Here is a 13,961-nt window from a genome sequence, read left to right on the forward strand (position 1 = left end):
TCCACGCAAACCAGGACATCGGGGATGTCGGGGTGGCGGGTTCCGTCACGTTCGACGGCTCCACGTACACGGTGGTCGGCAGCGGTCAGAACATGTGGTTCGGCGAAGACGCCTTCCACTACGTCTGGCGCAAGGTCGAGGGCGACCTCTCGCTCGCAGCCGACATCGCCTTCCTCGGCGACGGGCACGAAGAACACCGCAAGGCGTGCCTCGTGATCCGCCAGAACCTCGAGCCCCAATCGGTCTACGCGGACATCGCCGTCCACGGCGACGGTCTGACCAGCCTGCAGTATCGGCCGTCGGTCGGCGTGCCGACGCAGGAAGTGCAGTCGAACGTCACGGCACCGTCGCGCGTCGCGATCGAGCGCCGCGGCAAGTACGTCTCGGCCACGGTCGACGGCGTGCCCTCGGGCGGATCGGTGCGCCTCGAGCTCGACGAGCCGTACTACATCGGCCTCGGCGTCTGCTCGCACGCACGCGGGGTCGCCGAGAGCGCGCTCTTCTCGCAGGTGACACTGGCCCCGGTCGAATCGACCGGCGCTCTCGTCAGCACTCTCGAGACGATCGACATCGCTTCGACCGACCGCCGCACCGTGCACGTCTTCGACACGCACATGGAGGCGCCGAACTGGACCGACGACGACCGCCTGATCTTCAACAGCGGCGGCAAGCTGTTCGCGATCCCTGCCGTCGGCGGCGACGTCTCGCCGATCGACACCGCCTTCGCCGACCACTGCAACAACGACCACGGCCTCTCGCCCGACGGCACCCGCATCGCCATCAGCGACCAGTCGCAGGGCGACGGCCACTCGAGGGTCTACACGCTGCCAATCGGCGGCGGCACGCCGACGCTCCTCACCGAAGGCGCGCCCTCCTACTGGCACGGCTGGTCGCCCGACGGCTCGACGATCGCCTTCTGCGGCCAGCGTGACGGCGTCTTCGGCATCTTCACGATCCCCGCCGGCGGCGGCGACGAGGTGCGCCTGACCACGGCGGTGAAGCTCGACGACGGCCCGGAGTACTCCCCCGACGGCGAGTGGATCTACTTCAACTCCGACCGCACCGGTCTGATGCAGATCTGGCGGATGCACGCCGACGGCACCGCCCTCGAGCAGGTCACCGACGACGGCTCGGGCAACTGGTTCCCGCACCTGTCGCCCGACGGTTCGCTGATGTCGTTCCTGGCCTACGATGCCGATGTCGACGGCCACCCGGCCGGCAAGGACGTGGCACTGCGGCTCCTCGACACAGCGACCGGCGAGGTGACGACGCTCGCCCGCCTCTTCGGTGGCCAGGGCACGATCAACGTGCCCTCGTGGTCGCCCGACGGCAAGCGCCTCGCGTTCGTCAGCTACGCCTACCTCTAGCCTCGCCTCGCCTCGCCTCGCCTCGCCTCGATCGTCCGTGCCCGGCAGTTCGCGCCGTGCCCGGCAGTTCGCGCGGGCCGGCTCCGATCTGCCGGGCGCTGTCGTGCGCCGCGTCGACGGTCTCGGATCCCGGGCCGCGCGAACCCACGTGCGGATACCGCCCCCCAGCGTGCGAACTCAACGCCCGGGCCAAACGCCCCCTCGGCGCTCTGCAGCCCTGCGAAGCTGCTGCGACGTCGGCCGCGGACGTCTGAGGTCCGTCCATGGTTCGGCTAATGGCTGGCACCGAAAAACGTTGAGTCAGAAACGAGGTTGCGGCTCCAATCGGCATGACTTGCCCTTTGGCGCTCCATTTCGGCCAACGATGGTCGACGTCCTCATAGGCAACGAAAGCGGAAAGACTGATTAATCTGCTTCTTGGGTGGTCGTACGATGACTCGCGGTCGTTTTCATCACCGCCAAGGACTCGAGGTGACTGGTGCGCGCAGAGGAAGTGGTCTTGCTCGTCGTGGATCTAGTCGGCACGTTCGCATTTGCACTGAATGGGGCCTTGACGGCGATCCGGACGGTGCGTGTCGACATCGTGGGAGTGCTCGTTCTCGGCCTGGTAACCGCCACCGGCGGTGGCATAGTCCGCGATGTCCTTCTTGGCCGGCTGCCGCCCTCGACATTCACTGATTGGCGGTACCTGGCGACCGCGGCAGCCGGCTCTTTGATTGCCTTCCTGATCGGTCGACGATTGGAACGGTTGTCGGGCGCTATTGACCTGTTCGATGCCATCGGGCTGAGCTTCTTCGCGGTCAACGGAGCCCTTACAGCTCTCGCTGCAGGCGCTGGGCCACTCCAGGCGACGCTGCTGGGTGTCGTCACCGCCGTAGGTGGCGGCACGATTCGGGACGTCATGATTGGCCAGGTGCCGACCGTGCTCTCCTCGGGGCTGTACGCGGTACCCGCCGCAGTTGCCTCCGGCGGCGCTGTGGGGTTGATGAGTGCGGGACTCGGGGCGTGGCCGTTTCTCACGGTCGCAGCTGCCGCCTGCTTTGCCTTTCGGATGGTCGGCCTTCGACGCGGGTGGGGCGCTCCCGTACCCCGGGGCCACGACATCGGCGGTGGCAGCCCTGAGACAGCGACGAAGAAACACGACCCGATGAGTGAGAGGCCCTAGCCTCCTGCTTGCGTGCGGGACTACTGTCGCGGTCAGCCGCGACAGCCGTCGCAGGGCGAGGAAGGTGAAGGCATGAGTGCAATCGAGAACTTGCTATCCGGGGTGGATGACACCCGGGCTTGGCAAGAAGACCTCTACCGTGACTTGCATTCACACCCGGAGCTTTCCCATCAGGAGCATCGCACGTCCGAGAAGATTGCGGAACGCCTGAAGGCGTTGGGCTTCACCACGACGTCGGGCATCGGCGGGACCGGTGTTGTCGGTGTGCTCGAGAACGGCGATGGGCCCGTGGTGCTGCTCCGGGCCGACATGGACGCGCTGCCAGTTCGCGAAACGACCGGACTGGACTACGCCAGTGACGTCACCTCAACAAACGATGAGGGCGACGAAGTGCCCGTCGCCCACGCCTGCGGCCACGACGTGCACGTCACATGCTTGCTTGGCGCCGCCGACATTTTCTCCCACCACACCGCTGATTGGCATGGCACGTTGATTGCGCTGTTCCAGCCGGCCGAAGAAACCGGTGATGGTGCGCGCGGCATGGTCGATGACAACCTCGCCGGGATCGTGCCCCAACCGGACGTCGCGCTCGCCCAGCATGTTCTCGCGTTCCCCTCTGGCCAGGTCGGCACCCAGCCCGGGCCTGTGCTTTCCGCGGCTGACAGTGTCCGCGTGACCGTCTACGGGCGGGGCGGGCACGGTTCGATGCCGCAGGCGACCATCGACCCCGTCGTGCTCGGTGCGCTCATAGCGATCCGCCTCAACATCGTCGTCTCCCGCGAGGTAGCACCGACCGACACCGCCGTTCTGACCGTCGGCAGTCTCGTCGCGGGGACCAAGAGCAACGTCATCGCCGACCACGCGATCTTGCAACTCAACCTCCGCACCTACAACGACGCCACACGGACGCGGATGATCGCGGCAATCGAGCGAATCGTGAAAGCCGAGTGCGAAGCCTCGGACAGCCCGAAACCACCCGAATTCGAATACTTCGACCGGTTCCCGCTGACCAGCAACGACGACGACATCACCGCCAAAGTGGCCGACGCATTCGCGCAGCCATTCGGCGACCGCGCCATCACGCTCGGCCAGCAGACGGCCAGCGAAGACTTCAGCGACATCCCGAACGCGCTCGGTGTGCCGTACACGTACTGGGGCATTGGAGGGACCGATACCAGCCTCTACGCAAAGGCCGAAAAGGCCGGGCGCGTCAACGAGGACATCCCCGTCAATCACTCCCCGAACTTCGCTCCGGTCATACAACCCACCCTGGACACGGGCACCGCCGCAATGATCACTGCAGCAGCAGCATGGCTCATTGTGTCCTGAAGGAGCCCCCTGTGGCTCTTCCCTTGCGGACGTGTGCTGGTCGCCTCAGGCGTTCCTTTTGTGAGTTGGTTGGGAGCTACCGGTTTGTCTATGTCAAGGATTTCTGGCGCCGGGATGACGGTGGAAGTTGGCCCCACTGAGAGCGGTCCAATCCTTTGAAATAGGGGACTTCCGAGTCGTTGTGCGGTGGTGGTTCCGTGAAGTAGCGGCTCTCGTTGCAGAGGGAGGACGTCCCGCCGCAAACTAGGCTCGCGATATGAATGGCGTCCCCGTCGACATCGACTTGTCGTTCCTTCACGGCAAGAGGCTTGAGTCCGTATCTTTCACTCAGTTCCAACTCCAGTTGCTTTTCGACGACCAGGTGTGGTTGTCCATCGAGTCCGTCTATCGGATCGACAAGGATGGAAGCGCTTTGTCCTATGACGAGATCAGGGGTGGTGCCGCCGAGGTTGTTGCTCTCCTGGACATGGTTGTGACCAACGCCTATCGCCTGGACGAATATGCGATTCGCATAGAGTTTGGAGACAGTCGCGCGCTTGAGGCCGTCGACAATTCGGTGCAGTACGAGAGCTTCCAGATTTGGAACGGTGACGATGTCATCGTCGTGTGAACCTTGGCAAGAGCTTTTTTTTGAGTCAGTCGGACCCTTGGCTCGAACCGGACAGTTGACGTTGTTCTCGGCTGTGTGCGAGGCGGTAGGAGTGGGTGCCGGTTTCGATGATGGTGCCGTAGAACGTGAGCCGGTCGACGATCGCGGCGCAAAGACGCGGGTCGGTGAAGGTTTTCGTCCAGCCGGAGAACGACTCATTGGAAGCGATCGCGATGGAGTTGTTCTCTTCCCGTTCGGTGAGGACCTGGAAGAGGAGTTCGGCGCCTCTGCGGTCGAGTTCCATGTAGCCGAGTTCGTCGATCATGAGCAGGTCGACTCTCCCGTAGCGGGCGAGCGTTCGGGCGAGGTTCTTCTCATCGGCCGCCTCGACGAGTTCGTTCACGAGCCTGGTCGCGAGCGTGTATTTGACCCGGAACCCCTTCTCCGCGGCCGCCTTCCCAAGGCCGATGAGGAGGTGGCTTTTGCCTGTCCCGGAGTCACCGATGAGACAAAGCGGCTGACCTCGGCGGACCCACTCGCCGGTGGCAAGAGTGTTGATGGTGGCTGGGTTGATGTTCGCGTTGGCGTCGAAATGAATCGGCCTGGGTTTAGTTCCTAGGGCCTTATCCGCTGTGTCAAGAACAGTCCGGCGCGATCGAGTGCCTCATGAGCTTCGTCCAACGAGCCAGCGAACATCTGGAACACGTGCGGCACGTCGGCCGTGACATCGAGGATCACGTCAACTCCCGCGTCGCGAGCGAGCTCGGCCATGCGCGTGGAGTCGTCGAGCAGCACCTCGTTCGTCCCTACCTGTAATAGCAGGGGTGGGAATCCGGTCGGGTCGGCGTAGACCGCGGGCGACAGGAGCGGCTGTTTCGGGTCGGCGTCACCCCGGTAGAGCGCGCGGTTGGGCGCAACACTTTCCCGGGTAATGATCGGGTCGAGAGTGGCCTTGGTCTCGTTACTCATTCCCGTGCCTTCATTGTCGAGGCCCGGCGAGAAAGCGGCGACTGCTGCCGGCATCGGGAGCCCCAGCTCGCGCGCGCGGAGCAGCGTCGTGATGGTCAGGCCGCCGCCGGCCGAGTCGCCGGCGAACGCGATGCTCGACGGTGCATGTCCGTCGTCGAGAAGGGCTCGGTAGGCGGCCGTTGTGTCGTCGATGGCAGCGGGGAACGGGTGCTCTGGGGCGAGCCGATAGTCGACGGAGTAGGCCGTGTAGCCGGTGCGGACGACGAGCTCTGCTGTGAGACCGAGCTGCGTTTCGGGCGAGCCGACGACGAACGAGCCGCCGTGGAAGTACAGGATCGTTCCGTGTCGAGATTCGCCCGTCGGCTCGATCTTGAGGCTGCGGCTTCCCCCGAGTTCGACTTCCGAGGTGCGGATGCCGTCGGGCACCTTCAGCGTGCTCATGAAGGTGGCGAACCCGGCTCGGGCGTCTCCGATCGAGGCTCGCACCTCGTCCAGCGACCGATTGCTGAAGAGTGGTGTGAAGCGGCGCATCTGCGCGTCGATGGCCTGGCGTTGTTCACGCGTCATGAGATCTCCTTCGTGTTCTCCCCGGGTACGTGCCCAGGCAGTTCATGCCGTGGCAACAGTGTAGAGTTCATGCCATGGCAACACAATCCCCCGGCGCGACGGAAGTCGCCATGGCCTTCTTCGCCGACCTCGTCCGCTGCGAGGTACGCCTCTACAACCAGTTCAACGACGAATTGCGAGCGGCACACGGCATCGTCACCTCGCAACTGGACTTCATGCGATTCATTCGCGACCACGACAGCCCTCGCACGACCGACATGGCCGCTGAATTTGCCATTGGCGTCGGAGCCGTGAGCAAGGGGATGGACCGCCTCGAGGCGCACGGGCTCATCACGCGGCTGCCGAACCCGGCTAACCGGCGCTCATCGATCCTGGCCCTGACCGACGAAGGGCTCGCGCTGGTCGACGCGGCCGAGGCGTCGTTCGAAACACGACTCGTTCAGATCCTGAGCGCCGCCGCATCGCCGTCTGATTTGGCCGCAACAGCCTCCGTCTTGGCCCGGCTCCGCGCTGACCTCGAGCGGGACGGGCTGGGGACGCCCGTCGGCTGACCCGCAAACCCGGGTCGCAGGGCGGAGCCAAGTTCGGTGGCCTGTATCGGATCCCGTCGTCGTGTCCGACAAGCTCAAGCTCGCCGAAGCGGCGAAGGCAAAGGACGCCCGGCCAAGGAGGCCGCAAAGCTCGTCGGATGGGGCCGCGCTGCTCTATACCGGCGTCAGCAGGCCCTCGCGGCCCGCGGATGCACCAGCGTGTAGGTGACTCGTGGACCCGGTCGAGCGGTGGCGCGTCCTTCGACTGCATGTCGAAGGCCAAATCCCGCTTGCCACGTTCCATGGATTCACACCATCACCGGACGCGCCGGGCAAACGCTTGCACCGGCTCTACCGCATGTACTCAGAAGATGATTCGGCCGAAGCGCAGTACTCAGTGAGTGACTTCGGCGCGACTGGTGGCATCGATATTTCCGAGAAGCACGAGGGCGTGGGCGCTGGGCGAGCCGGGCTCGGCCTGGTAGACGACGAGTTGCTGGCCCGGGGCGCTGCTGACGTCGAACGCCTGGTACGAGAGGGTCAGCGAGCCGACGGCGGCGTGGTGGAACGCCTTCGCCTCATGCGTCTTGCCCCGTACCGAGTGCCACAGGCCGGCGAAGTCCGAGCTGCCTGCGGTCAGTTCGTCGAGGAGGGCGACGAGAGCCGGGTCGTCGGGATCGGCGACGGAGGCGGCACGGAGGTTTGCGACGGACGCCTCGGCGGCCCGGTCCCAGTCGACATAAAACCGCCGGCCTTCGGGATCGAGGAACGTCATCCGCAACAGGTTGTCGTCGGCGATGAACCCGGAGTAGAGCGCACGGGCCAGGGCATTGCGCGCCAGGACGTCGAGAGTCGGGGTCAGGATCATGGCCGGGGTCGCCGGCCACGCGTCGAGCAGTTGTAGAAGCTCGGGCGACACGGTGCCGCGGGGTCGATGACCCCGCCCCGGGGCTACGAGGTCAGCGAGAGCGAACAGGTGACGACGCGCATCCTCGTCCAGCTGGAGCCCGCGCGCGAGGCCGTCGAGGATCTGCGCGGACGGGTGTCGCTCTCGACCCTGCTCGATCCGGGTGAGGTAGTCGGCGCTGACGCCCGCGACTGGCCGAGGCGCCTGACGGGTCAAGTCTGGGACACCCGGCAAAAGGATTCCGCTCGCCTACGCGAACACGACCAACTGTGCGTGACCGTCGCGCATCCACCTCGGATAGGTGGTCCCTCGGCCGTAACGACGTGCTCTTCGCGTCCGGTGAGTTCATGACTGATGGAGGGCGGGAACGAAGATGTCCTCGCTGGTCAGGAGGGTCTTCGACAAGCCTTGCTCGTAGTGGTATCGGAGGAACGTGTCGACGGCCTTACGGTTCTCCTCGAGACCGTAGGGCCACCAGTCCTCACCGAGGAGGGCGCGGTTCTCGTCGAACAACTGGCTGAACCAAGGGGTGATCACCGACATGTGTTGCTTCGCGGCGTGGCTGCGGTAGCGGTGCTCGACCTGATCCTTGGCCGCGGTGTAGGCCTTGTAGATCGTTTCAACGAGACCAGGCTCCTGGGCGAGCTCCTTGCGGATGGCGATGACGTGCATCATCGGAAAGATGCCGGTGCGGCTGTAGTAGTCGCGTTCCACCGCCTCGTAGTCCGGGAAAAGCCGACGGATCTTCGTCGACCCTTCAAGAACGGCCTTGGGTACGTCGACGGAGATCAGCGCGTCGATCTCACCGGACTCGAGCATCGAGGACAAGGTCTGCCCGTCGGCGGCGTGGCGGACGTCGACGCCCTCCGAGACAGGCTGCGGGATCCAGTCAAATGCCGGAATCGGGAAATCGGTTCCACCGATGACCCACTTGCACGACGCAGGGTCGAAGCCGAATTCGTCAGAAAGAATGCCCTTCGGCCAGACCCCGGCGTCGTGCCCGTAGAGAGCGAACTCGCCGATCGTCTTGCCCGCGAGGTCCTCGGGCTTGGTGATTCCCGCCTCGACGTTGACGTAGATGGCCGAGTGCCGGAAGTTCCGGTTCGGGAAGATGGGCAAAGCCAGGAAGGGGGACTCCTCGGTGTCCCAGCTGCGCAGGAAGTATGTCAATCCGTACTCGGCGACGTCGTACTCAGCCTGGGCCATCTTGAAGAACGTGTCCGAGATCAACGGCGACGAGTCGAACGTGGCGTCGACGCCATCGATCGTGACGCTGCCGTCGAAGAGGGCCTCGGTGTGCTCGTAACGATAGCCACCGATGCGAAGTCTGCGGTTGCTCATGGGTTCGTCTTCCTCCAGATCGCTTCCGTGAACGATTATTCACTTATATGATTGCGTGAGGCTCGCCGATCTGTCAAGGCGAATGGTCATTCATTGTAAGGAACGGGAGAAGGTGGCCCATGCCGCGCATTACTCAGGAGCGACGTGACGCGAATCGGGCGGTGATCATCGGGGCGGCTCGTGGCTGCTTTTCGCGAGACGGGTTCCATCAGACGTCCATGCCCGACATCGCGGCCGAGGCCGGCCTCTCGACGGGAGCGGCCTACCGCTACTTCGCGAGCAAGGAGGAGATGATCCTGGAGATCGCCGGTGACGCCTTCCGGATGATCTTCGAGCCCGTCATTGCACTCCTCGACCGGGCAGAATCCGTCGGTGTCGCCGAACTCGTCGCAGCATCGATCGCTCCGGTCAATGACTCCGCCAACATCGACGCGGCCGGAAACCAAGTCTCCTCCGACGAGTTGCTCCGTTGCGCCGTCCAGGCCTGGGCGGAGTTGCTTCGCCACGATTCGCTCCGAGAGACCGCCAATCAGGGTTTCGAATCGGTGCGGGCACGCATGGCCGACGCCCTCCGGCGTGGTCAGGCGAAAGGGACGGTGCCCGTCGATCTCGATCCCGACCGCAGCACCCGAGTGGTCATGGCGCTCCTCCACGGATTCATCCTGCAGCGCGTTGCGTTCGGCCTCACCGACATCGATGGATTTTCCGAGGACGTCCGAAGCATCCTGACCAGTACGTCCGTTCTCCGGTGATGACTCACGAGTGCTCGGTGTTCAAGGCCGAAATGAAGCAGGCGCCATCGAGCACGCCAGCATGGCCGTTGAGCCGAACGGAGGCGACCAGTTGCTCCCGCAACTCATGGGATTCATCCCACGCGGATAGTGACAGACATGAGTGCGTCAGGGTGCGATCGCGCCTGCTATGAAGTCGACGAGGTGATCGGCTCGAGGTGCGAAGGCGGGCTGGTCGTAGAGCCAGGCCAGCGCCCCAACGAGCGCGAACAGGTCGGTCCCGTCGATGTCGGGCCTGGCGACGCCTGCGGTGTGGGCCCGCTGTAAGAGCCGTTCGCCGATGTCGTGCAGCGCCATACACGAGTCGTAGAGGGCCGATTCTGGGTCCTCGAGCGCTGCGCTCAGTAGCCCAGAGATGCCCCGGTATTCATGGTTGAGTGCGACGCAGCCTCGCAGCCAGGTGAGGAGCGCCTCGTCGGGGGCGCGTGACGTTTCGAGGTCGACGGCCTCGGCCGTCAGTCGATCGACGTCCTCGCGGAGGAGCGCTTCGAGGAGCGCCTCTCGGGTGGGGAAGTGGCGGTAGAGGGTGCCGAGTCCGACATCCGCCCGTCGAGCGACGTCCCGAAGCGATGCCTCGGCTCCGTTCTCGGTCACGACTTCCCGGGCGACCTCGAGGAGGCGGTCGTAGTTCCTTTGGGCGTCGGCTCGCATAGGTCGAAAGACTATCGAGTCGCCGCAGCAAGGGCTGCCCGGATGGCGTCCGCACCGGCGGATGCGCCCTGCTCGTCCGAGTACGGTCCATAGGGCGTTCCCCACACGGGCGTGCCGGTCTCCTGGCGCCAGCTGTCGGCCAGAGAACCCGCATCAAACGTGTCGTAACCGATGGAATCAAAGAGACCGGTCACCGCGGACTTCGCCGCGTCCGAGTCACCCGCGATGGGGATGACCGATCGGTCGTCAGCCCCTGCCGGGCGGGCGAGTGCGAACAGGTGCTTGTGGAAGATGCTGTTGAACGCCTTCACGACGGCGGCCCCGGGCAGGCGCTGCTGCAGCAGGGTGCTGGAGGTGATCGATGCGTCGTCGAGCTCCGGGATGGGTCCGTCTCGCTCCGGGCCGTAGTTGCAGGTGTCGATGACCGTCTTACCGTCGAGCGCGGCGACGGGCAGATTCCCGAACGCGGTAACGGGCACGCTGATCACAACGATATCCGCGGCGGAGGCCGCGTCCACGCTCGCCGCTGCGGTCGCCTGCGCGCCCAGCTCAGCGACCGCTCCGACCAGTGTCTCAGGGCCCCGAGAGTTGCTGAGCACCACCCGGTGGCCCGCCCGGACGGCGAGCCGGGCGACGGTCATACCGATCTGCCCGCTGCCGATGATCCCAACGGTCGTCATACGTGGACCTCCCGCAGGTAGTGGCCTTTGTCCAGATCGGTGACGAGGCCGGGCATCATCGGGGTCCAGCCGAGGGTCTCTCGTGTGATGAGGTTCGAGGCGGGGTAGCTCTGGGTGACGATGTTGGCCAGGAACCCGAAGTGGCCGGGCAGTACCAGCTCATCCAGCGGAATGCTGACGGCGGGCACACCCAGGCGGTTGCCGATGGCCTCGGCGATCTTCCGGAAAGGGGTGCCCTCGTCCTCGACGGCATGCCAGTACCGGCCGGCATCGCCCTTCTCGAGAGCGAGCCGGAACAGCGGAGCGACGTCGCGGATGTGCACGGCCGTCCACAGGTTCGACCCGTCGCCGGGGTAACCGGCGAAGCCACGTTCCTTCGCGAGGGCGATGAGCATCGGCAAGAAGCCAGCGACATCAGTCGTCCCGTGCGCGATGTTCGCGATCCGCACGACCGACGACCGGACACCGCGCTGGGCGAGGTCGATGACGGCGGTCTCAACGTCGTTGCGGACCCGGAGGGTGCCGCGGTGCTCGTCCTTGACGTGGAGTGCAGGATCCCGCTCGGTCGAGGGCCTGCCCAGCTGCCCGGGCGAACCGATGCTCCCGGCGACGACGAGCGCTTTGCCGGTGCCGGCCAAGGCCTCACCGTAGGCCTGCACGATCGGGATCTCCGCTGCGGCGACCGCATCCATGCCGCCTGTCGGCAAGAGGTCCTGCCGGTGGGCGACGTGGATCACGCCGTCCGCGTCGGCGGCGACTTCCTTCAGGCCGTCGAGGTCCAGGATGTCGCCGCGGCGTGGGGTTGCACCGAGTGCTTCAAGGGCGGCCGCGGAAGCGTCTGACCGGGCGAGACCGATGACCTCGTGTCCAGCGGACACGAGCTCGGGGATGATGTGGGATCCGGAGTGGCCGGTGCCGCCGGCGACGAGAATGCGCATGGTCAAGCCACCTGCTCGACGCGGAGGGCGATGTCGAAGCCGGCGCCGTTCTGTGCCAGACCCATCAGCAGCGGGCCGGCGGCCTCCAGCCAACGGGCCATGGCCAGGCCGCCGACATCGAACGGGCGAAGGCCAAGGCTTTCGATGAAGGCGGAGACAGTCGCCTTGGCATCCGCATCGTCGCCGGCGAAGAGGACGTCCAGCGTGCGGTCGGAAGTGAGGACGTGGCCGAAGACGGTGTTGAACGCTTTGATAATGCGGGTGCTTGACGGTGCGGCGTGGGCGATGAGCTGAGCCCCGGATGTGCCGTCCGGGGTGACGACTCCGGAAGCGTCCTCGTTGAACGTGTTCGAGATGTCGATGACGATCTTGTCGGCCAGGGCGTCACCGTACTGCGTCACTACGTCGATAGCTCCGGTGAATGGGACCGCCAGGATAACAATGTCGCCGGCAGGCGCGGCGCCGAACGGTGCGGTGGTTGCGCCGTCGCCTAGTGTGACGGCCAGGTCTGTCGCTTTCGCCGCGTCGCGGCCGACGAGCTCGACCGGGTGGCCGGCCGCTAGGGCCCGGGTGGCGATCGCACGAGTCATGCCGCCGAGGCCGATGAAACTGATGCTACTCATGGGGTGTCCACTTTCTGAAGGGAGAGCCACCCCAGACGGAGCGGTGCTCCCATTATCCGTAGCACTGCTCCGTTAAGCAAGCCGCTGAGTCACTAGCGAGCGACGACGCAAACCGGTTCGTCCGGGTCTGTAACGTCTTCAGTGTTTCCAGCATTTTTGGTTAGTAGGTTTCGGCTGCCGGCCGGCGGTCGGCGAAGGTGATCGCGAACGCGTTCAACCCTGGCTTCCACCTCACGGTCCAGCGTGTCCTGCCGGCCCCTGTCGGGTCAAGCGACCGCGTCACCAAGTACAGACACTTGAGCGCGGCTTGCTCGGTCGGGAAATGGCCCCTGGCCCTGACGGCCCGCCGATAGCGGGCGTTCAGGGACTCGATCGCGTTCGTGGAACAGATCACGGTGCGAATCTCGATGTCATAGGAAAGGAACGGTGCGAACTCTTCCCACGCGTTCTCCCACAACCGGATGATGGCCCCATACTGCCGGCCCCATTTTTCCGTCAAGTCCTCCAACGCCACCCTGGCCGCGGCAGCATTCGGGGCCGTATAGATCGGGCGGACGTCTTTCTTGAGCGCGTCCCAGTCCTTCTTCGACGTCAGCCGGAACGTGTTCCGGATCAGATGAATGATGCACGTGTGAACCGTGGCGAGGGGCCACACATTCGACACCGCCTCCGGCAGCCCTTTCAGCTCGTCGCAGACGAGGAAGAACGTGTCCTGGACGCCACGGTTCTTGATGTCCGTCAGGACACTCATCCAGAACTTCGCCCCCTCACCCCCGGTCCCGGCCCACAAGCCCAGGACGTCCTTCTCCCCTCTAGGGAGACGCCGATCGCGGCATAGACGGGCCTGGGCCCACGGGCGGTCTTCCCGCCCGGGGAGTGGCGACCTGCCCATCGCGGATCTTCACCACGATCGCTGGGCCCATGGCCGGTGTTCCCGGCCAGGGACGATGAAGATCGCCGCCGACACGCCGTCAAGGGCCGGTTGGACCAGGTCGCCATCTCTTCGGACACCTTGTCGGTGCCACGACAGCTACGGCACCGGACAAAATTGTCTGCACGAGCCGAAACGGTGGATAGACCGCAAGAAGTGCCGTGACGAGAACGATCAAGATCACTGCGCCGAAATTGAGAAAGCGAATCGAGGGGGAGCCAGGACGACCTTCGACTCAGCCCTCACAGAAGGCCCTTCATATTGTCCGGCCCGGAGCCCACGGGCTTCATCGGCCCCTGTGCCTAATCGAGTTGTAGATCGCGAATCCAACGATGGCCGCGATGACGACCAGCGCCACCCACCAATACGAGCCAAAGACACTCGCTCCCATAGCCTGGCTTCCTTCCCGGCACGCTCCGGTGCGACCGATTGTCGCCACGTCGACACCCGGTCGAGAGTAGGCCTGCCGTCATTCTTCGCGTCCGACAGGAAGTCAACTCACCGTCCGTAAGCCGGACCCTCATCGTGCGCCCTCGCATTGGTTCGGAGGGGAACCCCGACTGTGGGCCTGCAATCCGGCTGT

13 protein-coding genes and 2 pseudogenes are annotated in these 13,961 nt (G+C 65.0%); 6 read left to right on the forward strand and 9 right to left on the reverse strand.

Annotated features, from left to right (window positions below; translation table 11 throughout):
* The first annotated feature begins 32 nt into the window (after positions 1 to 32).
* The 4 genes from AX769_RS17065 to AX769_RS17080 all read left to right on the forward strand — a co-directional run bounded on the left by AX769_RS17065 (position 33) and on the right by AX769_RS17080 (position 4,471).
* On the forward strand, positions 33 to 1,367 hold the full coding sequence (locus tag AX769_RS17065; protein ID WP_066281781.1) for a TolB family protein: 1,335 nt from the start codon (positions 33 to 35) through the stop codon (positions 1,365 to 1,367).
* A gap of 493 nt (positions 1,368 to 1,860) precedes the next feature.
* Positions 1,861 to 2,532, forward strand: coding sequence for a trimeric intracellular cation channel family protein (locus tag AX769_RS17070; protein WP_239452059.1), 672 nt, complete (start codon positions 1,861 to 1,863; stop codon positions 2,530 to 2,532).
* Positions 2,533 to 2,604: 72 nt separating this feature from the next.
* The gene (locus AX769_RS17075) at positions 2,605 to 3,861 is read left to right on the forward strand and encodes an amidohydrolase (protein ID WP_066281782.1); all 1,257 of its coding nucleotides are present in this window, start codon (positions 2,605 to 2,607) and stop codon (positions 3,859 to 3,861) included.
* Positions 3,862 to 4,117: 256 nt separating this feature from the next.
* Entirely contained in the window at positions 4,118 to 4,471 is a 354-nt protein-coding gene (locus AX769_RS17080) for a hypothetical protein (RefSeq protein ID WP_066281784.1), read from the forward strand.
* Positions 4,472 to 4,496: 25 nt separating this feature from the next.
* Here the strand turns inward: AX769_RS17080 and AX769_RS17085 are convergent.
* Positions 4,497 to 5,042: pseudogene (locus AX769_RS17085) on the reverse strand (ATP-binding protein); the annotation flags it as partial.
* Between the two features lie 23 nt (positions 5,043 to 5,065).
* Entirely contained in the window at positions 5,066 to 5,986 is a 921-nt protein-coding gene (locus AX769_RS17090; RefSeq protein ID WP_066281786.1) for an alpha/beta hydrolase, read from the reverse strand.
* Positions 5,987 to 6,096: 110 nt separating this feature from the next.
* Here AX769_RS17090 and AX769_RS17095 point away from each other — a divergent pair, with 110 nt between their 5' ends.
* Positions 6,097 to 6,537 (forward strand): MarR family winged helix-turn-helix transcriptional regulator, encoded by a 441-nt coding sequence (locus AX769_RS17095; protein WP_239451837.1) that lies wholly within the window; start codon positions 6,097 to 6,099, stop codon positions 6,535 to 6,537.
* A 373-nt stretch (positions 6,538 to 6,910) separates the two neighbouring features.
* Here the strand turns inward: AX769_RS17095 and AX769_RS17100 are convergent, their stop codons facing one another.
* Both AX769_RS17100 and AX769_RS17105 read right to left on the reverse strand, forming a co-directional pair.
* Positions 6,911 to 7,639, reverse strand: a complete 729-nt coding sequence (locus AX769_RS17100; protein ID WP_066281790.1) for a helix-turn-helix transcriptional regulator — start codon at positions 7,637 to 7,639, stop codon at positions 6,911 to 6,913.
* 129 nt (positions 7,640 to 7,768) lie between these two features.
* Positions 7,769 to 8,653, reverse strand: coding sequence for a hypothetical protein (locus tag AX769_RS17105; protein WP_204249229.1), 885 nt, complete (start codon positions 8,651 to 8,653; stop codon positions 7,769 to 7,771).
* Positions 8,654 to 8,982: 329 nt separating this feature from the next.
* Between AX769_RS17105 and AX769_RS17110 the strand changes: the two genes are divergently transcribed.
* Entirely contained in the window at positions 8,983 to 9,516 is a 534-nt protein-coding gene (locus AX769_RS17110) for a TetR/AcrR family transcriptional regulator (protein ID WP_239451838.1), read from the forward strand.
* A gap of 147 nt (positions 9,517 to 9,663) precedes the next feature.
* On the opposite strand, the gene AX769_RS17115 is transcribed toward AX769_RS17110, so the two are convergent.
* The 5 genes and pseudogenes from AX769_RS17115 to AX769_RS17135 form a co-directional block, all read right to left on the reverse strand.
* Positions 9,664 to 10,206 (reverse strand): TetR/AcrR family transcriptional regulator, encoded by a 543-nt coding sequence (locus AX769_RS17115; RefSeq protein ID WP_066281795.1) that lies wholly within the window; start codon positions 10,204 to 10,206, stop codon positions 9,664 to 9,666.
* Positions 10,207 to 10,217: 11 nt separating this feature from the next.
* Complete coding sequence (locus AX769_RS17120; protein WP_066281797.1) at positions 10,218 to 10,886, reverse strand: NADPH-dependent F420 reductase; 669 nt, start codon at positions 10,884 to 10,886, stop codon at positions 10,218 to 10,220.
* A complete protein-coding gene (locus tag AX769_RS17125) occupies positions 10,883 to 11,824 on the reverse strand; it encodes an SDR family oxidoreductase (protein WP_066281799.1) in 942 nt (313 codons plus the stop codon). Before AX769_RS17125 ends, AX769_RS17120 begins: the two co-directional genes overlap by 4 nt.
* A 2-nt stretch (positions 11,825 to 11,826) precedes the next feature.
* Entirely contained in the window at positions 11,827 to 12,447 is a 621-nt protein-coding gene (locus tag AX769_RS17130) for an NADPH-dependent F420 reductase (protein WP_066281800.1), read from the reverse strand.
* A 160-nt stretch (positions 12,448 to 12,607) separates the two neighbouring features.
* Positions 12,608 to 13,473, reverse strand: a pseudogene (locus tag AX769_RS17135) (IS256 family transposase); the annotation flags it as partial.
* Positions 13,474 to 13,961: the final 488 nt, after the last annotated feature.

The organism is Frondihabitans sp. PAMC 28766, assembly GCF_001577365.1.
Taxonomy (GTDB): Bacteria; Actinomycetota; Actinomycetes; order Actinomycetales; family Microbacteriaceae; genus Frondihabitans.

What these genes read in the sequence shown, in the direction of transcription:
- AX769_RS17075 (WP_066281782.1), top strand. Translation starts at nt 2,605, where the DNA reads ATGAGTGCAATCGAGAACTTGCTATCCGGGGTGGATGACACCCGGGCT.
- AX769_RS17080 (WP_066281784.1), top strand. Translation starts at nt 4,118, where the DNA reads ATGAATGGCGTCCCCGTCGACATCGACTTGTCGTTCCTTCACGGCAAG.
- AX769_RS17090 (WP_066281786.1), bottom strand. Translation starts at nt 5,986, where the DNA reads ATGACGCGTGAACAACGCCAGGCCATCGACGCGCAGATGCGCCGCTTC.
- AX769_RS17095 (WP_239451837.1), top strand. Translation starts at nt 6,097, where the DNA reads ATGGCCTTCTTCGCCGACCTCGTCCGCTGCGAGGTACGCCTCTACAAC.
- AX769_RS17110 (WP_239451838.1), top strand. Translation starts at nt 8,983, where the DNA reads ATGCCCGACATCGCGGCCGAGGCCGGCCTCTCGACGGGAGCGGCCTAC.
- AX769_RS17115 (WP_066281795.1), bottom strand. Translation starts at nt 10,206, where the DNA reads ATGCGAGCCGACGCCCAAAGGAACTACGACCGCCTCCTCGAGGTCGCC.
- AX769_RS17120 (WP_066281797.1), bottom strand. Translation starts at nt 10,886, where the DNA reads ATGACGACCGTTGGGATCATCGGCAGCGGGCAGATCGGTATGACCGTC.
- AX769_RS17125 (WP_066281799.1), bottom strand. Translation starts at nt 11,824, where the DNA reads ATGCGCATTCTCGTCGCCGGCGGCACCGGCCACTCCGGATCCCACATC.
- AX769_RS17130 (WP_066281800.1), bottom strand. Translation starts at nt 12,447, where the DNA reads ATGAGTAGCATCAGTTTCATCGGCCTCGGCGGCATGACTCGTGCGATC.